At 32.7% G+C, this 25230-nt stretch carries 22 protein-coding genes; 7 read left to right on the top strand and 15 right to left on the bottom strand.

The window, feature by feature from the left end:
- The 3 genes from B2O97_RS20650 to B2O97_RS20660 form a co-directional block, all read right to left on the bottom strand.
- A partial coding sequence (locus B2O97_RS20650) for a YWFCY domain-containing protein (RefSeq protein ID WP_286768058.1) occupies positions 1-1028 on the bottom strand: 1028 nt, incomplete at its 3' end.
- Positions 1029-1234: 206 nt separating this feature from the next.
- A complete protein-coding gene (locus B2O97_RS20655; RefSeq protein ID WP_048506300.1) occupies positions 1235-1672 on the bottom strand; it encodes a DUF1896 family protein in 438 nt (145 codons plus the stop codon).
- A 202-nt stretch (positions 1673-1874) separates the two neighbouring features.
- Positions 1875-2132, bottom strand: coding sequence for a hypothetical protein (locus B2O97_RS20660; protein WP_103290200.1), 258 nt, complete (start codon positions 2130-2132; stop codon positions 1875-1877).
- A 305-nt stretch (positions 2133-2437) separates the two neighbouring features.
- Between B2O97_RS20660 and B2O97_RS20665 the strand changes: the two genes are divergently transcribed.
- From B2O97_RS20665 to B2O97_RS20690, 6 genes are all read left to right on the top strand, one after another.
- On the top strand, positions 2438-4132 hold the full coding sequence (locus tag B2O97_RS20665) for a helix-turn-helix domain-containing protein (RefSeq protein ID WP_286768059.1): 1695 nt from the start codon (positions 2438-2440) through the stop codon (positions 4130-4132).
- A gap of 106 nt (positions 4133-4238) precedes the next feature.
- Positions 4239-4823: an RNA polymerase sigma factor gene (locus B2O97_RS20670; protein ID WP_048506297.1), complete on the top strand. Its 585-nt coding sequence runs from the start codon at positions 4239-4241 to the stop codon at positions 4821-4823.
- A gap of 64 nt (positions 4824-4887) precedes the next feature.
- Positions 4888-6033 (top strand): FecR family protein, encoded by a 1146-nt coding sequence (locus B2O97_RS20675; RefSeq protein ID WP_048506296.1) that lies wholly within the window; start codon positions 4888-4890, stop codon positions 6031-6033.
- 122 nt (positions 6034-6155) lie between these two features.
- Positions 6156-9755 (top strand): SusC/RagA family TonB-linked outer membrane protein, encoded by a 3600-nt coding sequence (locus B2O97_RS20680; protein ID WP_053082687.1) that lies wholly within the window; start codon positions 6156-6158, stop codon positions 9753-9755.
- Between the two features lie 8 nt (positions 9756-9763).
- Positions 9764-11146, top strand: coding sequence for a RagB/SusD family nutrient uptake outer membrane protein (locus tag B2O97_RS20685; RefSeq protein WP_048506295.1), 1383 nt, complete (start codon positions 9764-9766; stop codon positions 11144-11146).
- Positions 11146-12648, top strand: a complete 1503-nt coding sequence (locus tag B2O97_RS20690) for a TlpA family protein disulfide reductase (protein WP_048506294.1) — start codon at positions 11146-11148, stop codon at positions 12646-12648. Before B2O97_RS20685 ends, B2O97_RS20690 begins: the two co-directional genes overlap by 1 nt.
- Positions 12649-12707: 59 nt before the next feature.
- On the opposite strand, the gene B2O97_RS20695 is transcribed toward B2O97_RS20690, so the two are convergent.
- The 11 genes from B2O97_RS20695 to mnmE form a co-directional block, all read right to left on the bottom strand.
- Positions 12708-12965: a DUF6520 family protein gene (locus B2O97_RS20695; protein ID WP_048506293.1), complete on the bottom strand. Its 258-nt coding sequence runs from the start codon at positions 12963-12965 to the stop codon at positions 12708-12710.
- A 406-nt stretch (positions 12966-13371) separates the two neighbouring features.
- A complete protein-coding gene (locus tag B2O97_RS20700; RefSeq protein ID WP_048506292.1) occupies positions 13372-13641 on the bottom strand; it encodes a DUF6520 family protein in 270 nt (89 codons plus the stop codon).
- 98 nt (positions 13642-13739) lie between these two features.
- Positions 13740-14186, bottom strand: a complete 447-nt coding sequence (locus tag B2O97_RS25280) for a MauE/DoxX family redox-associated membrane protein (RefSeq protein ID WP_048506291.1) — start codon at positions 14184-14186, stop codon at positions 13740-13742.
- A gap of 260 nt (positions 14187-14446) precedes the next feature.
- Positions 14447-16534, bottom strand: coding sequence for a type IA DNA topoisomerase (locus B2O97_RS20705; RefSeq protein ID WP_073060415.1), 2088 nt, complete (start codon positions 16532-16534; stop codon positions 14447-14449).
- Positions 16535-16545: 11 nt separating this feature from the next.
- The gene (locus B2O97_RS20710) at positions 16546-18015 is read right to left on the bottom strand and encodes a DUF3945 domain-containing protein (RefSeq protein WP_048506289.1); all 1470 of its coding nucleotides are present in this window, start codon (positions 18013-18015) and stop codon (positions 16546-16548) included.
- A gap of 77 nt (positions 18016-18092) precedes the next feature.
- Positions 18093-18407 carry a helix-turn-helix domain-containing protein gene (locus B2O97_RS20715; RefSeq protein ID WP_048506288.1) on the bottom strand — a complete coding sequence of 105 codons (315 nt, stop codon included), beginning with the start codon at positions 18405-18407 and terminating at the stop codon, positions 18093-18095.
- A 239-nt stretch (positions 18408-18646) separates the two neighbouring features.
- A complete protein-coding gene (locus tag B2O97_RS20720; RefSeq protein WP_048506287.1) occupies positions 18647-19495 on the bottom strand; it encodes an RteC domain-containing protein in 849 nt (282 codons plus the stop codon).
- Positions 19496-19909: 414 nt separating this feature from the next.
- Positions 19910-20251, bottom strand: a complete 342-nt coding sequence (locus B2O97_RS20725) for a helix-turn-helix domain-containing protein (protein WP_048506286.1) — start codon at positions 20249-20251, stop codon at positions 19910-19912.
- Between the two features lie 120 nt (positions 20252-20371).
- Positions 20372-21541, bottom strand: a complete 1170-nt coding sequence (locus tag B2O97_RS20730; protein ID WP_073060417.1) for a site-specific integrase — start codon at positions 21539-21541, stop codon at positions 20372-20374.
- A gap of 100 nt (positions 21542-21641) precedes the next feature.
- A complete protein-coding gene (locus tag B2O97_RS20735; RefSeq protein WP_048506285.1) occupies positions 21642-22247 on the bottom strand; it encodes a helix-turn-helix domain-containing protein in 606 nt (201 codons plus the stop codon).
- A gap of 261 nt (positions 22248-22508) precedes the next feature.
- Positions 22509-23888 (bottom strand): tRNA uridine-5-carboxymethylaminomethyl(34) synthesis GTPase MnmE, encoded by a 1380-nt coding sequence (gene mnmE, locus B2O97_RS20740; RefSeq protein WP_120334635.1) that lies wholly within the window; start codon positions 23886-23888, stop codon positions 22509-22511.
- A 177-nt stretch (positions 23889-24065) separates the two neighbouring features.
- On the opposite strand from mnmE, the gene B2O97_RS20745 reads away from it, so the two are divergent.
- Positions 24066-24551 (top strand): hypothetical protein, encoded by a 486-nt coding sequence (locus tag B2O97_RS20745; protein ID WP_286768060.1) that lies wholly within the window; start codon positions 24066-24068, stop codon positions 24549-24551.
- A 67-nt stretch (positions 24552-24618) separates the two neighbouring features.
- On the opposite strand, the gene xpt is transcribed toward B2O97_RS20745, so the two are convergent.
- Complete coding sequence (xpt, locus tag B2O97_RS20750) at positions 24619-25194, bottom strand: xanthine phosphoribosyltransferase (RefSeq protein WP_070568735.1); 576 nt, start codon at positions 25192-25194, stop codon at positions 24619-24621.
- Positions 25195-25230 lie beyond the last annotated feature (36 nt).

Raw genomic sequence — 25230 nt, forward strand, 5'->3', positions numbered from 1 at the left:
CAATATGCTCCAGTATATCCACAATATCTGCCATTATCATAAATTTTCAGATACCAAATAATTGCAGCTAATAATATTATTGGTGAATCGACAAAAAATTCGCCCTGCTTAGTTATCCAGGACCTATTGAGGTTCAGCATAATTGTGTACGCAGACTCATATGCATCAGAGATGTCCGTCATAAATTTGGGATTGATTGGGTTACTTCTGTGACTTTCGCGGGGATTATCAAAATTGATTACATAGAACTTTGGTTTTACCTTGTAGCAGTGAGTATTCCTTAACAGGTGATTATATGCTATAGTTGAGAGATCTGGGAATTTAAAGTCATAGATATACATCGCAAAACCCTTCTCAATATGCTGTTTGATAAAATTATTGACGACGGCATATGATTTTCCCGATCCGGGGGTTCCCAGTACGATTGTCGCACGAAAAGGGTTAACAATGTTGATCCATCCATCATTCCATTTTCCTTTATAATAGAATTTAGTTGGTAAGTTTACCGAATATTCGTTCTCCATCAATTTGGTTTCCTGCATGAAGCTTTCATTTTCGCTATTAAAGACATCATCCATCAGATTGTTCTTTAAAAGCCGGCTTAGCCAAATACCACCTACCATCAATGAAATATATCCAATACTTGTCGTAAGAATGTATAAAAAGAAGCCTATGTCGGGAGAAAGTAATAGTAATGATGTGTTTAGAAAATAAAATACAAATCCTACTAATAAAATGGTATTAATTTTTGTCCAGGTAATTTTTTCATTTTTCACTCCTTTCGTTCCCAAGCAGCTTAATGCAAGAAGCAGGAATGCAAAAGCCTTCGTATAAAGAGTATGTGAAAATAAACCTGCCGTCCTTTGGAAGTTGCTTAAAATTCGGTTGACCACCTCTATGTTCCAGCCCTTGTCTGCAAATGCACTATAACAAAACCAATAAAAATGCATAAGTATCAGAACGATACTTACGGCCCTCATAAAAGCAATAATTTTTGCTAATCCTCTTAAATCATCATCTCCTTGCATATCTGAAAAATTAAATTTGCAAGTGAAATTATTGGGAATCTGTATCCGTTGATTAAATTGGCTTTTCAGGGAATTTTAAGGATTAATTTGGCATTATTAGTTATGTTTTTGACCGAAAACATATAATAAAAAAACTGCTATCAAACAGGTCTGTAGCAATTCTTTGGATTTTCAATAAGGTGATGTAGGATGCTTTTTATTAGAGATTATAAATTCAAGTTCTTTTTAATCCATTCACTAATAATAGCTTTGATATCGTTATAAAGATAATCATAGTCAGTACTATACGCAAAGTCATCCGTTAGATCATATTTTTTAAATATATCATCGCAGACATTCAGCATTTTTAGAGAAAATGGTCTTATCTCTTCATCAACAAAAAAGGTGTCGAATTCGTAGGTGACAACTTGAAAAATTGTATTGAACTTGGAAAAATATAGAGCTTCAAAAAGAATAGAATTTGCGATTCTCTCAGCTTCTTCTTCAGTATTTTTACCTTGAATAGCACCTTCATAAGCTTTAAAAGCCCAATTTGAACGTTGAGAAATAAATTTAGAATCGTAAGCCTTTTCAGGATAATTGGTGTATAGTAATTCTTGAAGGTTTGATCTAAAATACGAGAGGTTTTTAAGTAAAATATCCATATAATATAATTTTTAATGGATAAACTTAAAGAAGTAATATGATACCCTTCAAAATGTGGCAGTGATTGGTATTTTAAGGATAAATTTGTCTCAAAGGAAGCAATTTTTAATTTCTATTACCATTGGAAAAGATGCCTCTGACTTACCTCATGATCTGTTCGTTATATATGCATTGCGCACTGCATATATACAAACAGTTTGATTAGTTTTTGATTTTCCACTGTCCACCATTTTTAGGAGGTGGATCTTTATAGTCAATTTCTGCCGCATCAAATTCACCTGAATTCGATACTTGATTTAGACTATCCGCATTTCTGTTGGATAGTTTACTTATTGATTTTTCAAACTTAAAGTCCTGCTCTAAAGCCTGATCATCGTCCTGCTGTCTACAGGAGTGCATAAAAACAATTCCCGCTAAAATTGTAATTATTGATGAAATAATTGAGATAATCTTTTTCATAGTCATAATATTTAGAAGATTTATCCCCGGGGTTTTAATAGAATTCTGACTTCGAAATTATTGGACTTTTCTCGCTCTGAAAACCTTTGTATGGTGCGCTTCTAAAATAATTATGTTGTATTTCTAGAAAAATAACATTCGTAATTATTTATGTTTCTGGATGTTGACCTAGATATTGCTTCCATTTAATGTTTATTCAATAAAAGGTCATATTTGGGTGATTTTTTTTAATTTTATATGAAAGTCACCTAACCATGAAAGCCTTCCTTAAACTTTATATAATATGTTTTTCGTTTTTTTTCACGATGTCTTTGAAAGGACAGAATGATGAAGAGTTTAGTGAATACTATCTTCTGCGAAAAAATTATGAGGGACTTTCAGAAAATGATGAACATGCGCTTCAGTTTATAAAGCAGTATATAGCCAAAGCGAAAAGAGAAAAGAATTACGAACAATTAATTCAGGGGTATTTGGATGGTATTTTGTACTCATCACACCCAGAACAGAAATTAAAATTTGCGGATAGTACAATTTATGCCTCAAAACTCACTAAAAATAATGAAAAAATAAGCGCTGCATATTTGGAAAAGGGAGTTGTGTATTATTTCCAGTATAAGAAGTATAATCTCGCATTAGATGAATACATAAAGGCATATCAATACGCCAAAAATAGTACAGATTATTTTTATAACAATAGGCTAATCTATCTTATGGGTGTTGTCAACAGTTATATGGGAAATTATAATGAATCCCTGGAACAGTTTAGAACCACGAGTGAATTTTTTAAAAGTGAATCTAAAAAACCTCAACATCCAAACCTCATTTACAACAATTTAAGAGGTTATTTTAATTCTATCCATCAAATGGCAGTATGTTATAGAAATCTTGGACAGTTTAAGCGTTCGGATTCATTAATTGCTGTTGGTCTATTGCAGACATCAACGAGCAAAGAATATATGCAGGAATACAGTTATTTTTTGAAAGAAAAAGGAATTCAGCAATTCAGGAATAGAAAATATGAACAGGCAATCTCATCCCTAAATTCCTGCATGAAATCCATTTCAGCTGTCAATGATTTTGCTTGGTTAACGGTTTGTTATTCTTACATTGGTAAATCATATCTTGCCCTTGGAAAAGAAGATCAAGCTGCAACATATTTTAAGATGGTGGATTCCGTATTTCAAAGACATAACTTCATTTTACCAGAAGTAAGAAATAACTACGAATCTTTGATAAATTACTATAAGACCAAAAAAGATCTTCATAAAGAATATTTTTATACAAAGCAATTATTAAAAGCAGATATAGTCCTTAATAGGGATTTCAGATATCTTTCTTCTAAAATTCATAAAGAATATGATACCCCGTTATTGCGGGAAACAAAGCTTAGTTTAGAAAAGGAGATTTCCAAAAGTAAGTGGACAACTTTAATAATTATAATTTTGAGCTCTTCCGTGATATTGTTCATGATAATATGGCATCAATCTCAAAAGGATAAACTACTTAAAGCCTATTATCTTCTAGAACAGAAAATTTTAAATAAAGTTGAGGAACCAAAGCCTGAAGATTCTTCTCCCATAAATAATTCGGTTGACCCTTATATTCCCCAACAAATAATAAATGAGATATTAAAAAAACTGAAAAAATTTGAACAGAACAATGGTTTTATAGAAAAGGGCTTAACATCTAAAGACCTTGCAAAAAAGTTTGATACAAATTACAAATATCTCACAAGTATTATCAGAGAATCTAGGGGAATGAATTTCACCGATTACTTGGCTCACCTAAGAATAAATTATATTACAAACAAACTATATAATGATAGGAAATATCTGTCATATACCATTATAACTTTAGCCGAGGAATGTGGTATAGGGTCGCGTCAGAATTTTAATGAAAAGTTTCTAAAAATTAATGGTATTAAAGCCACAACCTTTATAAAAAAAAGACGGAAAGACTTAAATTTCGATGATGATCCAATAGTAGAAATTCCCCTATGATGCTTTTTAAAAGTATATTTTCAAAACGCTTTCAGTCCTTTATAAAAATTATGATTTTTAAAATTTAGAAATAATAGCTAATTTTATAAATTATAGCCACCTAAAGATGAAGAATGTTGAAAATATGGCCTATGAAATATTACTGCAGGGACTGCGGAATGGAGATCAATATGCCTTTCACCAAATCTTCCAAACATTTCACAAAGCAATAGTTTATTTTGCTTCTAAGCTTTTACCTGAATACAATTATTCTGAAGCTGAGGAAATTGTACAAGATGTTTTTGTCAAGCTTTATGAAAAGAGATCAACTTTTAATTCTTTTGAAAATATTAAAGCATTTCTATACATAGTAACAAAAAATGCGTGTCTGGACAAGATTGCTAAAGAAAAAGTTAGATCTAATCGCTTTGGTAGATACATTCAGGATTTTGAAGAATCAGAAGAAAGTATTCTTCAAAATATTATTGATGCTGAACTTATTAGCCAATTGGGAGCTGAAATTGATGCACTTCCTGAAAAGTGCAGGATTATAATGAGGCAGTTTTTAGATGAAGATAAAAATGCAAAGGAAATCGCAGATGATCTCGGCATAAGCGTAAGTACTGTCAATAATCAAAAATCCAGAGCCGTCTCTATCATAAAAAAACGGCTTGGAAATGCCGGAATCGCCCTTTTATTATTTTATTTATAAATTTTTCAATTTTCTTTAGAGAAACCTATACTATTTCCCGTTTCTATATTATAAACGCGGAATCATGGAAAGGAAAGATGTTTACATCAGTTTTGAAATAAGCAATATATTAAAAAAAATCGTTCAGGAAGAACCTTTGACTTTTAGTGATCATTCAACTTTAGAAACTTGGTTATTAAAGGATGAAGGGAATAAAATATATTTCAATAATTTAAAAAATGAAAATCTTGTCGCTGATTCCATAAAGAAACTTTATAATACTGATTCAAATGTTCAATTCAAACTGATTGAACAAAAAATCAGAAAGAAAAGAAAATTAATGCTGTTCCGAAAAATGAGCATTGCTGCTGGATTCATAGTCGTTTTCGGAACGTCAATTTGGTATTTAAACTATAAGTCGGGTACGCAAGAACCAACATTTAAAACCATAGAAAACGACATCTTACCGGGCTCAAATAAAGCTACTATAACTTTTGGGAATGGTAAAGCTATTAATCTGAAAGAAACGGAAGGCATTTTGGTAACTCCCAGCGGCCTAACCTATAGTGATGGGAGTTCTATAAATGATTCAGAATTCATCGGATCAGCAATACTGAAAACCCCGAGAGGTGGCCAATATAAAATTACCCTTGCAGATGGTTCTAAAGTTTGGCTAAACTCCAATTCGTCTTTAGAATATCCAGTAAAATTTTCAAACAATAATAGAGAAGTCCGATTAAATGGTGAAGCTTATTTTGAAGTTCATCATGACCCAAAACATCCATTTCTCGTCAACACAACTCTCCAAGAAGTTAAAGTTCTTGGAACAACCTTTAATATTCGTGCCTATGAGGACAAACAGTATACGACTCTCGTTCAGGGAAGCGTAGAAATTAAATCTAATGGCTCTACATTTACCAGAAAATTGAAGCCCAATGAACAGGCTATAATTGATCATTATAGCCTTTCCATTAAAAATGTCGATGCTCTTGATTTTATCGGCTGGAAGGAAGGGTTGATAAATTCGGGAAATATTTCTCTCGTGGAACTTTCAAAGGAAGTTGAACGTTGGTATGATGTAGACTTCAAATTTCCCCAAAATTTCAAAAATTCAGAGAGTGCAGATTTAAGCATTAACAAAAATGAAAATCTTTCCACTGTTCTAAAAGTAATAGATAAAACATACGGTGTAAAAACTGAGATTCACGGAAAGGAGGTGATCATCAGATAAGAACGTTTCATATGTGTTTATGCCCGTAGTTCGTAAGAATATACCGTCCCGAGGTCCAGTCGGGACGGCTGCGGGTTTTTAAAAGTTAAATAAAGCAAATTACTAACCCTAACTCAAATGTAATGAATAATACCATTATCGACAATGGTAAACCGATTTCTATTCCCCTATGGAAACGGAAAACCAATGAAAAACAATTAGAAAAAAGACAAGTCATGAAAAACCTAATATTTTTTATATTGATTATTTTTCTCGCTTGCACAAAACTTACTGCACAAAAAATAACATTGATCCAAAAAGATGCACCTTTCAGGACTGTTATTCGCCAGATTAACCAGCAATCGGGCTATTCTTTTTCAATAAATAGCAGGCATATGAAGATTGCTAAGGCTGTCACTATATCTGCAAAGGAAAAAGATCTAAAAGCGGTTCTAGATGAAATCTTCAATGACCAACCGTTCGATTATTCTATTGAAGGAAAAATTATAGTTTCTGTCGATAGGGGGAAGGAAACAGGTTCTAAAAACCCAATAGATAAAGATCAGACTCCCATAAGAGGAAAGGTTTCTAATGAACGGGGTGAACCGTTGTCCGGAGCTTCTCTTCGAGTAAAAGGAAGCAATGTAAACTTTATGACAGATGCAAATGGAATTGTTATGATCCCTGGTTCATTAAAGGACGAGGTACTTCAAGTTTCATTTATCGGTTATACACCAGTAGAAGTTCCTGTAATAAATTCAGGTAATATTATTATGCATCAAAACGATAATATTATTGGAATAGTAGATGTTGTTTCGACCGGATATCAAAACATACCTAAAGAACGAGCAACGGGCTCATTTGTCCAAATAGATAACCAATTATTAAACAGACGTGTTAGCACGAATATTTTAGACAGACTGGACGGTGTTACAAGTGGATTGATTTTTAATAAAATTTCAGGTCCAATAGGGTTAAATCCTCCGAATGAAAAATTAGGAATAAGCATAAGAGGAAGAGTTACAATTGATGATAAAGTTAGCGCTGATCCTCTGGTTGTACTTGACAATTTTCCCTATGAAGGAGATATTAATAATATAAATCCAAATGATATTGAAAGTATCACAGTACTTAAAGATGCTGCTGCAGCTTCGATCTGGGGTTCGAGATCTGGGAATGGTGTCATTGTAATCACTACCAAAAAAGGAAAATTTAATCAACCCTTAAAGATTGATTTTAATTCAAATTTAACCGTAGGGGCAAGGCCAAATTTAAAATATTCAAGAAATTTTCTTAAATCCTCTGAATTTATAGATGTCGAAACGTTTCTTTTTAATAAGGGGTATTATGATCCCAATTTAAACGACAACAATTACTATCCTGTAATATCACCAGTAGTTGAGCTTTTATCGAAACAAAGAAATGATCCTTCAAATGAGAATATTACTGACCAAATAAATAGATTGAGAAATGTGGATGTTCGCGACCAAACATCCGAATATTTTTATCGTCCCAGTATGAATCAACAATATTCATTGGGTTTTAGAGGAGGTTCGGAAAAATCTATTTATTCACTTTCTATAGGATATGACAAAAACCGTAATACCTTGTTTGGTTCTGGAAACAATAGGTTTACTATTAATTCAACAAATACATATCATCCCATTAAAAATTTGGAAATTACAGGTTCTGTATTATATACAAAGAGTGAGAATAAATTTGGATATCAATACACTTCTCCGTATCCATATATAAGTTTTGTTGATGATAATAAAAATCCGCTTGCGGTACCATATGGAAAAAGAGACAGTTATCTTGAAAATAGCCAAAGTTTAGGCTTTTTAGATTGGAAATATAGACCCATTCAAGAAAGAGACCTTTATGATACCAGTACTAAAACTGATAACATCCTTATAAGAGGCATTGTCCGGTATAATTTCACTGATTTCTTAAATGCTGAAATTCAATATCAGCATGAAAATGAATTCGGAAATAATCGTGGTTACAGAAGTCCCGAAAGTTATGAAGCGAGAAATTTCGTTAATATGTACAGCCAGCGATCTAGTGAGGGCTCATTTACATACCCCTTTCCAAAAGGAGGAATTCTCTATTTAACAGACAGAAAATTGTATTCCAATAACTTCAGAACACAGTTGAATTTCAATAAAGAATTTTCACAAAAACATTTAGTATCTGCAATTGCGGGAGCTGAGATAAGAGAAATAGTAAGTGAGAGTACTGATAAAGCGTTGTATGGCTACAATGATGAGTTTGGAACTTCTGTGACTAATTTAAATTATAATATTCCTTATCCAATGAACCCATCGGCACTTGGATCAACGGTTCTTCCGTCTCCTCTTGGGAAAATTATAGGTAATACAAATAGATATATATCTTATTATGCAAACGGCGCTTACACGTATTTAGGTAAATATACTTTTTCACTGAGTGGAAGAAAAGATGGTGCAAACATTTTTGGAGTGAAAACAAATGATAAAATGACACCACTTTGGTCAACTGGTGTTGCTTATGATATCAGCAAAGAATCGTTCTATAAATTTTCGTTAATACCTTATTTAAAACTAAGGGCATCATTTGGATATAATGGAAATGTATATAATGCCTCATCCTATTTGACGGCAACCTATGATGTCAGCCCAATTACTGGACTACCAATTGCCTACATCACGAGTGCCCCAAACGCAGAATTAAGATGGGAGAAAATTAGAAACAAAAATCTAGCTTTAGATTTTTCATCTAAAGGTAATCGCTTGAATGGTTCATTTGAAATTTATGAGAAGTTGGGTACTGATCTTATCGAGGATGCTTTGTTAGCACATTCAACCGGGTTTTCTTCTTACAAAGGAAATGCCGCAACTGTTAAGACAAAAGGTTTTGATATTAATTTAAACTCAGTAAATCTTAATGGTAATTTTAAATGGAATACGACTATACTATTAAGTTATAATAAAGATAAAGTAATATCTTATGACACAAAATATACTTCGCAATATCTAACAAGTTCAGGGCTTAATATTGATGGTCCTGGAAGATATGGTTTATATATCAAGGAAGGAAATAGTCTTTTCGGAGTATATAGTTTTAAAACAGCGGGACTTGATCCAACAAATGGAGATCCTCAGGGATATTTAAATGGTGTTATAAGTAAAGACTACCTCAATATAATTACAAGTTCGAATAATGAAGATATTGTATATCATGGTTCGTCAAGACCAAGAAATTTTGGGGCATTACGTAACACTTTCTCTTTTAAAGGAATCTCTTTATCCGCTAACGTTACATATAAATTTGGATATTACTTTCGCCGAAGGTCAACCTCATTAAACCTGTCAGACGTTGTAAATAGCGGATATGCCAATCAAGAATTTCAAGACCGATGGCAAAACCCAGGAGATGAAACGCGAACTACAGTTCCCTCAGTCTTATACGAATTCAACTATAATCGCAATATTTTTTATCAAAGCTCTGAATCTCTTGTTGAGAAAGGAGACCATATAAGATTACAGGATATTAGCCTTAGTTATGATTTTAATAAGGAATTACTTAGAAATCTTCCAATTTCCTCATTACAAATTTATAGTTATATAAATAATATTGGTATAGTGTGGCGAGCAAATAAGAAAGGAATTGATCCGGATGTTAGTGAATATAACCTTTCCGGTTATAATTCCTACCCAAATCCGACAACAGTATCATTTGGTATTAGGACAACATTAAAATAAATGCAGTTATGAAAAATATTATAATCTATGCAATATGTACATTTATCCTTGTTGGTTGTAAAAAGCAAGATGAATGGTTAGAGAAAAAATCAAATAAATCAGATATTATCCCATCTACCGTTGAAGATTTTCAGGCTTTACTAGATAATACTGATGTGATGAATACCAAATACCCTGCAATTGGATTAATTGGTGCTGACAATTCCTATATTTTAGATCAAACTGCCATCTCTGGTGGTACATTACAAGAAAGAAATGCATATAAGTGGTCAAGCGACATTTATGAGGGAGAGTTATTTGCTCCAGACTGGACTTATCCTTACCAAGTTATCGAATATTCTAATGTAGTACTTGATGGCATTGAAAAAATTAAAAATATTAATGATACTCGAATACCAGAAGTAAAAGGAACAGCATTATTTTTTAGAGCTTTTGCATATTATCAGTTAGCACAATTATATGCGAAACAATACAATGAAAGTACCGCAGATTCAGATCTAGGGCTTCCCCTTAAATTAAATTCCGATGTAAATGATTTGCCAAACCGTTCCACATTAAAAGAAACTTATGATAGAATTATTAATGATCTTATTGAAGCCGAATCTTTACTCCCTCTGCAAGTCAGTTACAAAACTCGGCCTACAAAATTAGCGGCAGAAAGCATGCTTTCAAAAGTATATTTTAATATGCAAAATTATACTAAGGCTAAAGAATTTGCAGATATTGTCCTTTCTAAAAATTCAGAACTTATTGATTTCAATACCTTAAGTACAACTGTGAATTTTCCATTTCCTACTGTTCGAGGTAATAATACTGAAATTATATTTTATGCACAAACTATTTCATATACTTTTAACAGTAGACAGGAATTATGTGTAATGAAAGATTTATTTGATACATATGAAAATGAAGATCTTCGTAAGGCAATTTTTTTCAAAAAAAATACCAATGGCGCAATTAACTTCGGTGGTAGATATACAGGAGCAGGCGCACTATTTTGTGGAATAGCTACAAACGAGATATTTTTGATTAGATCAGAATCATTGGCTAGATCGGGGAATTTTGTTGAAGCAATGAACGACTTAAACAAGCTTTTAAAAGAGAGGTGGAAAAAAGAAAATGGACGAAGTACATATTCAAATAAAACAGCTTCAAATCCTACTGAAGCTTTGTTATTAATAATTAATGAGCGCAGAAAAGAACTACCCTTTACTGCCAATTTAAGATGGGAAGATTTACGCCGTTTAAATATGGATGATAAATTTGCAAAAAAACTAACACGTAATATAGGCGTAAATATCTACACTCTAGAAGCCAATAGTCCAAGGTATGTATTCCCAATCCCTCCTGTAGAAATCAATTTTCATCCATTAACTCAAAATATTCGATAATGAAAATGATAGTCAAATTTATAATATTAGGCATTCTTTTGGTAAATTATGCTAATGCTCGAACTATTCAAACAAATTCGAAAGGCGGCAATAAAGTGGCATATTTAAGAATTATCATAAATGACTTAACTAAAAAAAATAATATCAAATTAGCTTATTGGGATAACGGATGGGGTGCTAATTCAGGTGTTAATAATAAAAATTTAACTTCCAACTCTGGAGAAAGAATAAAAATTGAATTTAAGAACAATGAATCATTTTTGTATGCTGATTTATCTGTAGAAAATGGGCAGACAATATTTAATAATTATATAATTGAACCTGGTGATGATTTAACTTTTAATATTGAAAGGAACATTATTACTGTTACCGGAAAGGGTAAAGAGAAATATGAACTCTTTTTTGATATCCAAAAAGATTTAAAAAAATTGTCCGTTCAAACTTTAGATTCGGTTCGAAAGTTAGAGAAAATATATGGTTATGAATACTTTGCTTTAAGAAAAACTGATATTACAAGCTATGAAAGAAGGTTTGATAATGCTTTTGTCTCATTAGAAAATTCTAAGTTGACGGCTTTAGGTGCATTGGAAAAATACCGAGATAAATTATCTAAATCAATTTATTCATTACTAAAGGCTAATATAACGTTCAAGTATAAAAATGACTACCAACAAGCTTATATCTTTTATACTTCCGAAGCTAATGCTCAAAATAAAGAATTTGCTGATTCTTGTATAAATAAACTAAAGAAGATTTACTCTGAAAATTTATTAAAATTCGACCAAAAATTTGACAGAGATATTCTTCTGTATTCCGACTATTACTACGATTTTATATTAACTGGTTTACGGAAAAAAGACTTCCCTCCACCTCAGGCAGTTGCATTTCTTAGAAAGGATTTTAGCGGACTATTTCAGGATAGGTTGTTAACCTCATATTTACTTGTTAAAAAATTACAATCTGACAAATATTCTGATATTATTATTGAAGTTACAAATTCAGTTAAAACACCTTACTGTATTGACTTATTAACAAAATATCGCGATAGTTCTTTGGCAGGAAGCTTAGCATATAATTTTTCTTTGCAGGATACTCTAGGAAACGTCGTAAAACAAAGTGATTTTTTAGGAAAAGTTTTGTTGATAGATTTTTATTTTACAGGCTGCACAAATTGCCGTATTCTTAACGATCAAATGACTGAAATATATAATATCTATAAAGATAATCCTAAAATAAAATTTATTAATATTAGTATCGACAAGAGTAAATATGAGTGGATTAAATCTGTGCGAAGTTTAGAATATTCGCATCGAGGAAGTTTAAACTTATATACTAACGGAAATGGTTCAGAAGAAAAACTTATTAGTCATTATAATATACGTGGATATCCAACAGTATTAATTATAGATAAGTTGGGAAAGATTGCAAGTTTAAATCCGCCTAGACCATATGATGAAAAAAATAGGATGAATTTAATTCAATTAATAAACTCACTTCTTTAAAATTTTAAGCCTAAGGTTTTACCAATAGATATCATCTTAGGCTTAAACTGTTCTTATTCCTATTCTTCAACCCATCTAGCATTTGTGTGATAAGGTTGGAAATTATTAGGATCGGTATTACTACCGGACGGATTGATTTTAGTGTAATCACAGGTTTGACTAGACTGAGTTACACAATCCCCCGAAGGTCTACTTGATTTTAATTGGTAAGTAGAACCAATTAGCACATATTCTCCAGCAGCTTTATTACTTGCAGTAAATGCGCTTCCAACGGCAAATACTACTGCCGCACCTAATAATAATTTAAAATTTTTCATAATAAAAAGTTTTTGATTTGTTGCTTACTCTGGTTGAAGGTTTTCAGCTTCCCCTTATTTTGGACCCAATAATTTTAATTCACTTATACTGATCTAAATTATTCTAGCGGGTTATAAAGTAAATGATTGGACGAATTTATCTTGTTTGCTGGATGGTAATTAACATAATCATAAAATATCAAAATAGCTCTTTAGTTGGAGTATGACTTTTAATTTTCCACTTCAAGATATAATGGAGATTATAGTGAAATAAATCGATTAATACGTAAATTTACAATCTGTTAGAAGTTTAAAATATCTTTATAATGGGAGTCAAAATCTAAGAACTCTAATAAAGAAAGAGATTAAATTAATAAATTCACTACAAAATTTAAGGTGCCATTAATGATAGCACCTTAAATATTCTTTAGTCCTCACCTTCAACCCATTGGGCATTTCTCGTATTAGGGGTGAAGTTATTTGGATCTGTATTACTGCCAGATGGATTAATTTTGGTATAATCACAAATTTGACTTGGCATTTCTCGGCATTCTCCGGCAGGTCGATTTGTTTTAAGCTCATAAGTATTAGGAGCGATTAAAACATATTCTCCTGCATAAGCTTTGTTGCTAGCAGTAAAAGCGCTTCCAACGGCAAATACTACTGCCGCACCTAATAATAATTTAAAATTTTTCATAATAAAAAGTTTTTGATTTGTTGCTTACTCTAGTTGAAGGTTTTCAGCTTCCCCTTATTTTGGACCCAATAATTTTAATTCATTTATACTGATCTAAATTATTGTAACTGGTTATAAAGTAAATGATCTGACAAGTTTTTCTTGTTTACTCGAATAGCGAGTGAAGTGATCACAACGAAAAAAAGGTTAAAAATTAAATGTTGTGGCCATGTTAGATTTTTTATGACGCCTCCACATGAACACGGCACATACTCAAAAACATGAAATAGAACTAGCGCTGTATAAATTGTAAATAAGCTCATCAAAAACAATGATGCATATAAACCTATCAATCTGGCTTTTTCAAATAATAGAGCAATTACAATTGAAATTTCAGTTATTGGTATTAACCACCTTAACAATGGTGTTAAGCTATTCGGAAAGGGCTGATTATTTAAATCATAAGTAAACCCCTTAAAATCAACAAATTTGCTTACACCAGTATAGAGGAACAAAATGACCAATAATACAACTACTATCTCCGTAAAAATTCTCTTTTTTTGCATGACAATGGTTTTTTAGCTTTTTCATTTCTCACAGTTGAAATTTAAAGGCTATTACCATTTTTTTTTCGATATAAATTTCAAACTGTCGTGAGAAATAATTCAAACAAATGTAGAGGGAGAAAACAACATGATGCAACATAATGATGTTACGATTCTAGAAAAACACCATAACTTTCCTTTATTCAAAGCAAAAATTCATATTGTAATAATTCTAGAATAATAACAAAAATGACGGTCTTTGGAAGCGCCATTCTTATAAATCACTTATTTTTTTTCTTTTTTTTATCAAATTCAAATGAAGTTTTACCATTTTCGTCAAGTATAATGTATGCATCAAACTTATTTCCTGATCTACTTTTCATGCCTTTCAAAAGTGATGTCCTTTTTTTGGTAATTAAGTTTTCCATTTCCTTATCACTTAGGGCAACCTCACAGACCTTCTTAAACTGAATCCATTCACAGTTCTTATCTGGACATTTTACTACATGTTCATTAAAGATTAAATTATGAGTTTTGCATTTTGGACATTTTAATTGCAATGTATTTGGTACAAACTCAGTAGATAGAAGTTCTGTGGTAATTTCTTTAGCATAGGCTTCCATTTCATTTTGAAATAGATTAGCATTTAACTCATTATTTTCTATCTTCTGAAGAGCAAGCTCCCATTGCGCAGTCATAGCGACATCGGCTATTTTCTTTTCTTTTACGAGTTCATAAACCTGAATTCCCTTTTTGGTTGGAACTAGATTTTTTTTCTCCCGGACAATATAATTTCGATCAAACAAAACTTCAATGATAGCTGCGCGAGTGGCTGGCGTTCCAATCCCAATATTATTAAGTGATTTACGCTCTTCTTCATTTTCAATTTGCTTCCCTGCATTTTCCATTGCCGATAGGAGACCTGCCTCAGTGTAAAGAACTGGCGGACGGGTCTTTTTTTCTAATATATTTGCCTCATTAACGCTGAGTGAATCACCCTCTTTTAATGTTGGTATATCCAATAATACCTCTTCATCATTGTCCTCATTTTTAAAGAGGTTTTGTATAGATCTCCATCCCGGATCAATCACACGGGCTCCTTTCAGAATAAATTCAAAGTGCAGTGATTCCAGCTTAACTTCAGTAATTTCTTTTGTACATTGGTAGCATATTGATTCAAGAAGCCTAATAGCAATCATATCATAGATAGCATTTTCCTTACTCGATAGGGCTGAAGGAATTTTATCTGTTATCAATAATGCATGATGATCTGTAACTTTAAGGTCATTCACAATTCTTTTATTGAATCGGCCCCATTTTACATTGTTTATCCGCTCTTTATAACCAACGCGATTCTCCAAAGCTCTGACTAGATCAGGGATCTCCGGCCAAATGTCATTAGATATATATTTACTGCCTGTTCGGGGATATGTAATGAATTTCTGCTCATATAAGCTTTGTGCAATTGATAAAGTCTCTTCGGCAGTAAGATCTAATTTCCTATTAGCTTCTTTTTGTAAAGAAGTTAAATCGAATAGTAGAGGTGGCTGTTCGTTTGAATTACGTTTATCGACTGAATTAACAATAGAACTTCCTAAACGCTCAATCGATTTTAATACTTCGGTAGCTTTTTCTTTATCATCCCATTTTTCCTTCGATATACTGGAGAAATAGAGTCCATCTTTTAAATATTTGAGTTCCAATTGCCAATAGGTTTCAATTTTAAAATTTTTATTGTCAATGTACCTCTTACAAATTAAGCTCAGAGTTGGTGTTTGCACTCTTCCTAGAGAATAAATTCCATTTCCAGCTTGTAAAGATAATGCCTGAGTTGAATTTATTCCCACAAGCCAATCCGCACGGCTTCTGGCTTGGGCAGCAAAAAATAATCCATCGAAATCGGTTCCTGGCTTTAGATTGGCAAAACCTTGGTCAATAGCTTTTTCTGTTAATGAGCTAATCCATAGTCGCTCAAAAGGTTTTTTACAATTCAAATAATTATAGATATATCTAAATATTAGTTCACCTTCTCTACCAGCGTCAGTTGCAACAATTATGCTGTCACATTGTTCAAAAATAGTTTCTATTATTTTTAATTGCCTAACTGCACTGGGATCGTCAAGATAACCTTTTTCTTTTTTGACTTTTCTTACTGTAAGTAAGAATGGATCTGGCAATATTGGTAAGTTGTCTTTTTGAAATCCGGTAATACCATATTCCGAAGGCATTCCCAAAGAAATTAAATGACCTATTGCCCAGGTAACGATATAGCCATTACCTTTTAAAAAACCTTCATTTTTTTCTGTTGCTCCCAAAAGTGCTGCAATTTCTCGCGCAACGCTTGGTTTTTCAGCTATTACTGCTTTCATATTAATTTATTTTAGGATACTCTTCGACCTCTTTTTTTAGGCGCATTGTTGGTTTCTTTTTGCGTGTTCTGCTGCCTTTTATTAGCAGGCGTACTTTGACCTGATTTTAATGGCTCCTTGATATTTTTAGTAGCTTCATTTGTTTTTCCATCGGAATTAACAGCGACCTGGGTTTTATGAGTTTCAGCTGTGGTTGCATTTTGTTTAAGTTTATTGGGGTTTTTAAAATTAAAATCCAATTCTCCTTTTTCTTTATTTAGCCATACATATCCCGGATATTCCTTCCCAGCACCATCCTTAAAATCGGTAATATATACTGTTTCACCCTTGCTAAGTTTATTATACTGGTCGAATGTAAATTCTTTCCTTCTAAAAGTTTTTGGTATTTCTGCAGATTGGTTTTGAGAGTTATCCTGTTTTTGAATTTTGGAATTTCCTTTATCAAATTGAAATTCAATATGACCTTTGAAAGCATTAAATTGGATTTCACCATTAAATAAAGTATCTCTTTTAGAAAGCATCCCTTCAAGATATACAGGCTTACCTTCCAATAAAAGATTTTTTTGATCGGGAGTAAGGGTCACTCCTTTGATAATATCATCAATACGCATCTTTTCAACCGGAAAAGAAACTAATTGATTTGTATCCTTATCTAGCGTTATCACATGGAAAGCCTTCGTATTATTATCTGTAATTAGTTCTACAGCTCTTCCCATATTTCCTCTTTCTAATAGGTTGGTTTTATCCTCTTCGGTAAATTCATGTCCTTGAAATTTTTTATCTAATTCAATTTCATTTTTTTTGGGAAGCATGTTAAATACCGCTAGACCATCCTTTCCCTGTTCAAGCCATAACTTAGCTTGGGTTTCAATTTCTTGATTTCCAACTTTTAACGATACTGTAAGCATGTCATTTGTTTTATAACCTTTTAAAAGAGAGTCCAAAAGATTGAATTTCTCAAATTCCTCGCGGCTGTATCCAAGATTTTCAAGGCTTTTCCAGTCGATTTTTTCAATGGAATAGTGATTACCATTACTATTTTCCGTTTTGTTTTGTTGTTTCGCCATAGTATTTTTATTATTGTTTTTACTCAAAATATCTTTTAGTCCTTCCAGAAGCTCTTTACCTTCAAGTTTTGCTGTATCAATAAATTGCTGCATTTTTTTCGCTATCATGACAGCAGTTTCAATAGGAACTTTAAAAAAATTGAAGCGTGTGGGATTGCCGATCTGACTAAAAAAATTCTTTAAAAAATTGGAAAGCATATCTTCATTTTTGTTGAGTTTCAAAAAAGAATTTTCTTTTCTTTTAGTTGGATCAACCGTTTCAAGCTCATCTTTTTCACCAGGTTTTTTGCCGGATTTTTTCTTTATTCCTTTAACCGCGAGAATTTTATTGGTTTCTGTATCATGGACAAGCAATGTATCTGTTAGATCATTTGCTTGATCAGATTTCTGATTTTTGGATTGATTAGTACTCATAACTCTAAATTTTTGTAAATCTCAGATCAAGGTATTTTATAAATCAATAGCAATAACTAAGTTGGAATTTTATGGTATTATTCGGCTTTCAATTTCCTCTTACGCTTAGTGGGAGTGTTAAAACTATCACGAATAAATTGGTGGACATCTGATAATTTGTAATAAAGCTTACCACTAATAGTGTAATAGAGTAATTTACCATCAGACCTGTATCTCTGTAATGAACGATTACTAATTTTTAGCATTTGAAGCAAATCCTGATTGTCTAGCAATTCTTCTCCATCAATTGCATTGTTAGTTTTCTTCATTTCTCTTACGCTCTCGGAAATCAAATCGAATCGATCCATGATTCTTTCCATCCAAGCAATAAATTCTAATCTGTCAATATTCATCTGTTTAAAATTTTTGTTCACAGACAAATTTCTTAGAGTAAAATAGCTCAGTAACCCAAGTTTAATCAAGAGCTGCCAAGAGAAATTGAAAATTTTTTTTTGTAATTTTTATTCTTCAGATGCTCCAATTCTCACGAATGAAAGGTTTCTATTTTGTTGGTTTATTAGGTCAACTTGGCATATCTTGGCATAACTTGGTAAAAAAAAGACAACCTATTGGCTGTCTTAATCAAATAATGTTATAGGTTCCTGCTCATGTATTCTTCTAAACTTACTTTAAGATGGTCAAGAAAAGCTGTTTTACTTCCGGACCTGACTTTCATTCGGTGGAAAGCATGGTGGAAATCGCCTAGTTCTATCTGGAAAAGTGTTTCAATTATGGTACTGATTTTTGATATTGCCAATCGACCATTGGATAAAGACCTGGCAGCATATAATGCATATATTAACTCTATTAGAGCGTTCTTAGAATCGGTCCAGAACATATCATCGTAATTGGTATATGTTAGCGATGGTGAATCATATTCATTGTCAGGGCTCAACCTATTTCTTATATAAGTATATAATAGTTCATCTGCAATGATATGAGCGACTTTATAGTCATAATATGTTGAAAAATTTGGATCGATTTCAAAGACAAAACTATTTAGTCCTTCTATTATATCAATATTTCCTAAAGCAAAATATTTCTTATCCAGATCTTTACGATCTGATTTTATATATCGATAAAAATCTGAATCTACAAAATGCTCCTGAAATTCTTTGTTTAATTTTTCAAGTTCATTTTCGAAATATATCTTATAAAGTTCACCAGCTTTTGTTGGACAAGATGTTTCAATTCTATATACCTTATTATAATAAATAAGCTTTCCTAGAAGTTGTGGTTTTACGTATTTAAAAAAATTGATCTCCTGATCTTTATCAATGAAACCTTTGTCTGATACAAGCTTTTTTGTTTCATTCAATAATTCTCGGAGAGAGGTCGCCATTTGATAGGCTTCTTTTATAACCTTTTCTTTAGTTAGCGTAATTTTGCATTCTTGAATTTCAATACGTTTTACTATTGTATCATAAATTGATTTTGTCATGGTAAAAATATATTTGAAAGGTTCTCATTATCAGGTCCAGTGATCAGCAGTCCTAAAAATATAATATTTTTCCCTTTGTGGCGATTTATTTAATTTATCAATTAATTATATATTATTTTGCTAATAACCTTTATTACATTTTTAAATTTTTATTGAAATATTTTATTCGTTCATAATTTGATTCATAAGCAATTTAAATTAATGTAAGGTGAAATTATTTGCTGTTTAATATTTGAGTGTGATTAGCAAATATTCGTTGTGTGATGTTTGATATAACAGGAACTAATTGACAAAATTTGTTCTAATAGGCGACTTACGTGCTAAGAGATAGATCTCCTTTATATATGGTCTAAACTATTGTAAATAAAAACCTTCCAAAATAAAGTTGGAAGGTTTAAAATGCTTGTATGATTTCTAATGCCATCTTTTTTTTGTTATTCTTTTTAAGATAGCATTACCATCACTACTTAATTCATTTAAGGATTTTTCTTTACCCTCTTGAATCCATTCTAATAGTTCCATTTTAGAAAAATGCAATCTATTTCCCTTTTTATAAAACGGTATTTCGCGTAGACAAACTTTAGAATATAATGTTGGTAATGATAATTTTAAAATTTTGCAAGCCTCTTTCGCATCAATAAATTCAAGTTCTGGCATTTCATTTTGGATACGATCCAATAAAATTTCTTCTAAACTTTCCAATCTTTCTTCAATTCTTCTAAGAATATTTGGTATTTGATCAAATGTATATTCCATTTTTTTTTTTTCAAGTTAATAAGACCTTGAAAAACGTTCTTGATAATGACTTGATCTGTCGTAATTTGTCTTTTGAAGGTATTTATAGCTTACTAACTATTTCATAAAATCTCAAAATTACTAGATATTTAAATTATCTGTTGGAGGATCAATCTGGTCGATATTTACGATGTTCTTACCTATATCAAATAAATTAATTTTAATTTTTTCAGAGGCTTCTTTTTTTAAACTGTCAACTATTTTCGCATATATCTCTGTTGTTTTGATATCTTTATGTCCCAATAGTTTTGAAACTGTATATATAGATGTTCCAGCAGCTATTTGTAAGGTCGCAAAGGTATGTCTGAAACCGTGGAAGGTGAAATGTTTTTCTATACCAGCATTTGCCAACCACTTTTTCAACTCTGCTACTGTGTTATGATAATTTAATCCTTCAAATACTCTTGAATCAGAATTTCCTCTTGGACCTAACAATTTTATAGTTTGATCAGATACTGGATGATATTCTGCATTCTCTGTTTTTTCCTGATTATATACTATATAATAATTGCCTTCGGTTCCATGAATTTCACTCCATAATAGCTTTTCAACATCTGAATATCTGAAACCGGTCATAGCAGAGAAAAGTCCTGCCTTTTTTACTATTGGATTTCGACACTCAGAATTTGCCATTCTTTCTAATTCCTCCATGAATAAAAATGGACGATGAGTTTCCTGCGGTGCAATACTGTCAATTATTGAACCTAGGTCTGTGGGTAAAAAGCGCTTTTTAAAAGCCTCCTTTAATGTCAGCTTAAATCTTCCAAAATAAGCTACGGCAGTATTCTTTTTTATGGTTTTTCTGCGTCCCAATGCGGGGCATGTTAACAAATAATCTGCATATTCCTCACATAGCGTTTCATTCAATTCATTAAATGGAATTTCGGGCCCAACAAAAGTCTTAAAATATCTAACAGACATTACCCAGTTATAACAGTTGTTTCTTTTTTTAGCTTCAGCTTCAAAGAATTCAATAAAGTTTGATTTCATCTTTTCTTCAGAAATAAAATCAAACCTCTTGCTTTGTAATTCTATATGCCTTTGAGCTCTTACATATTCTCCTAAAGCTAAAGTTTCTTTATTGAACTTCCTTTCAGTTTCGTTTTTGGGACGATTATAGATATATAATTTTAGATAGTGTTTTCGTTCCATTTTTCCTGTTTCTGGATTATAAATGGGAGGCCATATGTCCAGAAATAAAGATTGTCTGCCTTTTGATATAGGTTTTTTCCTTAATGTTACTTTTGACATAATTTTGGATTTTTGAGTAATATTAAAAATTGATAGTGTAAGCCAGATTTTATGGCTCTCTTAGGGGAAATTTGGCGTCAGAATGCCAAATAAATTGGTGTTATCCTGAATAAATACCCAACTCAATCCTCTTTAAAATATGCTCAATTTTAACTCTTGGTACATATACAAATTTGCCCTTCTGAAATTTTGGGATATTATGTCTTTCTATAAGATTTTTTAAGGAAGTCGGAGAGATATTATACTCTTTTTGAATTTGACCCATTGTGAAGCAATCCTTTAAAGGTGTCCATTCAATCTTTTCCAAATCTTCTGTTGGATTTTGGATTACTTTTGGCTTGACTTCAAATAATGCATCAATATCTTTCTTTAATAGACGAATCTTTCTGATGGATAAATTAGCTGCAGGAATACTGCCATTTTTAACCATTCGATAGACTGTTCTCTTATCACATTTCAATAAAATAGAAGCTTCCTTGACTGTTAAGTAATCAAGGGTTTTGAGGGCAAAATAAGAGTTAGGATCTTCTTTAGGTTTTGATTGAGGTTTGGAAACTTCCTGAGTTGCTTCAGTCAATTTTTCTCTAAGTTCCCTAACATTAATCTTGTAAGCTCTGGAATTACAGGTTTTGCAACAGTATCTGGTTACTGTTGTTTGGGCAATAAATTCAAGTCCACAATGTTCGCAAATCTTCTTGATTTTCATAATATTTTATTTGTGGAAGAGATAATTTGGCTTAAGGTACATTATGGTACATTTAAGTACAATTAGGTACAATAAATTACCTTAAGTGACACTAACTCTCCCGAGTTAAAAAAAATAAAATATTATTGGTTTGAGGGACAACTGGGGGACAAAACTGAACAAAACTAACCAAACTTTGAAAAACTCATACAAAATCAATATTTTTGTAAATAGCTAATAATCAATCGTTTGGTTTGTTTTAGTTTGTTTTATTTGTCGTACTTATTTGCCGATACAGAACTTGGAAAAGATATTATCCAATAAATCGTCTGTAGAAACACTTCCGGTGATTTCACCAAGATGATATAAGGCTTGGCGTATATCCATCGCTAGGAAATCAGAAGTGACAGGATTGTCAATACCATAGATTACGCGTTCCAGTGAATCTGCTGTTTTTTGTAGCGCCTCTACGTGACGGATGTTGGTGACCATGACATCGTCGGTATTTAAATTTCCTAAATGTACACGATTGATCAATTCGTCTTTCAGTTCCTCGACACCGATTTGTTCTTTCGCTGAAATGTAAAGCGGATTAAGGACATTGTAAACCTCTTTTTGCGCCTCAGAAAGTAAATCTGATTTATTGATAATGGTGACAAATGGAATTTGTAGGCGCTCGATTTCAGGTAATTGCGCTTGTACTTCCTCGACTTTGTCCTGTGTAGGGTCAAATAGGTAAATGATCAATCTCGCCTGTTTCATCTTTTCACGGGTACGCTCAACACCTTTTGCTTCAATAACATCTGCCGTCTCACGTATACCTGCTGTGTCAATAAATCGGAACGTGACGCCATGAATATTAATTTCATCTTCAATGGTATCGCGCGTTGTTCCTGCAATATCTGAAACAATGGCACGTTCTTCGTTTAAAAAAGCGTTCAATAGGGTTGATTTTCCTACATTAGGTTTCCCGGCAATAACAACAGGAACACCATTTTTTAGGACGTTACCCTGTTCAAAAGACTGCACTAATTTTTGAACAATAACCTGTATTTTATTGATTAGATTTTTTAGCTGATCTCTGTTGGCAAATTCCACATCTTCTTCCGAAAAATCAAGCTCTAATTCAATCAGTGAAGCAAAGTGAATGAGATCTTCACGAAGGGATTTAAGCTGATTGGAAAAGCCGCCACGCATCTGCTGCATCGCCACTTGATGTGAGGCTGCAGAATTAGATGCAATTAAATCGGCAACTGCTTCTGCTTGGGATAAATCCATTCCGCCATTGAGAAATGCACGTAGGGTAAATTCTCCCGGACGGGCGGCACGTGCTCCTTTTTTGATGAGTAAATTTACAACGCGCTCGATAATATATTTGGAGTTATGCGTTGATATTTCCACCGAATTTTCTCTCGTATAGGAGTTCGGAGCTACAAATAAGGAGACCAATACTTCGTCAATGATCTCTTCGCCATCGCGTATGGTTCCAAAATGGATGGTATGTGATGCTTGTTGAAGTAGGTTCTTTCCTTTAAATATTTCGTTCGTAATTTTTATGGCATTTTGGCCCGAAACGCGTATGACAGCAATAGCGCCATTTGTTCCGGAAGATGTCGCTAATGCAACAATGGTATCTTCAGTGATATATCCCGTATTTGACATGGTACAAAGATACGTTAAATTGAAGTAATGGATTCTATATATTGCAGCACAAATTAAATTCATCTTGATCGATTAAACCTTTGTTCAAACATTGAAGTCATACCCATAGAAACGCTTGTAAAAAAGAATGGAACACAGGCAGAGTGGAATTGATTTTTAAATTTAAATTATACTGTTATGAGAAAGATGATATACTTCGCGTTGGCAATTGGAGGGCTGGTTTTAATCGCTCCTCAACAATCTTCGGCTCAACATCGTGGACATGAACGTGAATGGAAACAGGACAAAGAGCGTAGAAAATATGAAGAGAAAAGGGATAAGGAATATCGAAAATATTTAGAAAAACGCGAAAAAGAAGACCGTAAGTATCATAAAGAAGTAGCTAAGTCATACCGAAAAGGGTACCGTCATGGAGCACCGGCCTGGGCAAGTGCACATCGTTACGATAGTAGACACCATGTATACTTTAGAGATTACAAAACATTCTATGACCCTTACAGAGGAGGTTACGTGTATATGCGCAATGGCCGTTGGAATTTTTCATCAAACGTGCCTTCGTTTATGTTGAATGTCAACTTGGGAGCAGCCAATATTCGGATTGTAAAAGATGTTGCAATTAGCAGACATCCTGAAGATTTTTACAACGACTACCGTTGGGATTAGAAAGAATTTATCTTGTTGTTTGAATATAAAAGCCTCAATCTTTAGGGAGATGAGGCTTTTCTTTTTGCTAGTCTTCTTCGAAACTGACTTTATTCACTTCAAGCGACTTTATCCGCGCTAACGATTCAATTCTTAAATCGGACAATTCTCTTAATCTTTTACCACCTTCCTGGAAGGATTTTTCGATAATAAATCCCATGCCCAAAACTGAAGCCCCCGATTGTTTAACGAGATCGAGCATACCAAAAGCGGCGTTCCCATTGGCCAAAAAATCGTCTATAAAAAGAACATTGTCGCTCGGCGTAAGAAACTCTTTGCTGACACAGATGTCATAGGTTCGGTTCTTAGTAAATGAATGCACCTGGCTTACATACATATCAACCATGGTGGTCGGTTTTGCTTTTTTCACAAATACAACCGGTAATTCCAAAAGGTAGCCAAGCATGATCGCTGGGGCTATTCCGCTTGCTTCAATTGTAATGATTTTATTGATCGGGAGGTCTGCAAAACGACGGACAAATTCCACCGCAATAGATTTCATCAATACGGGGTCCATCTGGTGATTGATGAAGTTGTCTACTTTAAGTATGCCTCCTGCAAGACTTTTACCGTCATGATGGATTCTATCCTTTAATAATTTCATATTTTACTCGTATAAATATAACGCGCTGTGTCAAAA

Source organism: Sphingobacterium sp. UBA865, from assembly GCF_002295765.1.
Classification (GTDB): Bacteria; Bacteroidota; Bacteroidia; order Sphingobacteriales; family Sphingobacteriaceae; genus Sphingobacterium; species Sphingobacterium multivorum.

Excerpts from the sequence above, each read along its gene's own strand:
- B2O97_RS20655 (WP_048506300.1), bottom strand. The coding sequence starts at position 1,672 with ATGGATATTTTACTTAAAAACCTCTCGTATTTTAGATCAAACCTTCAA.
- B2O97_RS20660 (WP_103290200.1), bottom strand. The coding sequence starts at position 2,132 with ATGAAAAAGATTATCTCAATTATTTCATCAATAATTACAATTTTAGCG.
- B2O97_RS20665 (WP_286768059.1), top strand. The coding sequence starts at position 2,438 with ATGTCTTTGAAAGGACAGAATGATGAAGAGTTTAGTGAATACTATCTT.
- B2O97_RS20670 (WP_048506297.1), top strand. The coding sequence starts at position 4,239 with ATGAAGAATGTTGAAAATATGGCCTATGAAATATTACTGCAGGGACTG.
- B2O97_RS20675 (WP_048506296.1), top strand. The coding sequence starts at position 4,888 with ATGGAAAGGAAAGATGTTTACATCAGTTTTGAAATAAGCAATATATTA.
- B2O97_RS20680 (WP_053082687.1), top strand. The coding sequence starts at position 6,156 with ATGAATAATACCATTATCGACAATGGTAAACCGATTTCTATTCCCCTA.
- B2O97_RS20685 (WP_048506295.1), top strand. The coding sequence starts at position 9,764 with ATGAAAAATATTATAATCTATGCAATATGTACATTTATCCTTGTTGGT.
- B2O97_RS20690 (WP_048506294.1), top strand. The coding sequence starts at position 11,146 with ATGAAAATGATAGTCAAATTTATAATATTAGGCATTCTTTTGGTAAAT.
- B2O97_RS20695 (WP_048506293.1), bottom strand. The coding sequence starts at position 12,965 with ATGAAAAATTTTAAATTATTATTAGGTGCGGCAGTAGTATTTGCCGTT.
- B2O97_RS20700 (WP_048506292.1), bottom strand. The coding sequence starts at position 13,641 with ATGAAAAATTTTAAATTATTATTAGGTGCGGCAGTAGTATTTGCCGTT.
- B2O97_RS25280 (WP_048506291.1), bottom strand. The coding sequence starts at position 14,186 with ATGCAAAAAAAGAGAATTTTTACGGAGATAGTAGTTGTATTATTGGTC.
- B2O97_RS20705 (WP_073060415.1), bottom strand. The coding sequence starts at position 16,534 with ATGAAAGCAGTAATAGCTGAAAAACCAAGCGTTGCGCGAGAAATTGCA.
- B2O97_RS20710 (WP_048506289.1), bottom strand. The coding sequence starts at position 18,015 with ATGAGTACTAATCAATCCAAAAATCAGAAATCTGATCAAGCAAATGAT.
- B2O97_RS20715 (WP_048506288.1), bottom strand. The coding sequence starts at position 18,407 with ATGAATATTGACAGATTAGAATTTATTGCTTGGATGGAAAGAATCATG.
- B2O97_RS20720 (WP_048506287.1), bottom strand. The coding sequence starts at position 19,495 with ATGACAAAATCAATTTATGATACAATAGTAAAACGTATTGAAATTCAA.
- B2O97_RS20725 (WP_048506286.1), bottom strand. The coding sequence starts at position 20,251 with ATGGAATATACATTTGATCAAATACCAAATATTCTTAGAAGAATTGAA.
- B2O97_RS20730 (WP_073060417.1), bottom strand. The coding sequence starts at position 21,541 with ATGTCAAAAGTAACATTAAGGAAAAAACCTATATCAAAAGGCAGACAA.
- B2O97_RS20735 (WP_048506285.1), bottom strand. The coding sequence starts at position 22,247 with ATGAAAATCAAGAAGATTTGCGAACATTGTGGACTTGAATTTATTGCC.
- mnmE (WP_120334635.1), bottom strand. The coding sequence starts at position 23,888 with ATGTCAAATACGGGATATATCACTGAAGATACCATTGTTGCATTAGCG.
- B2O97_RS20745 (WP_286768060.1), top strand. The coding sequence starts at position 24,066 with ATGAGAAAGATGATATACTTCGCGTTGGCAATTGGAGGGCTGGTTTTA.
- xpt (WP_070568735.1), bottom strand. The coding sequence starts at position 25,194 with ATGAAATTATTAAAGGATAGAATCCATCATGACGGTAAAAGTCTTGCA.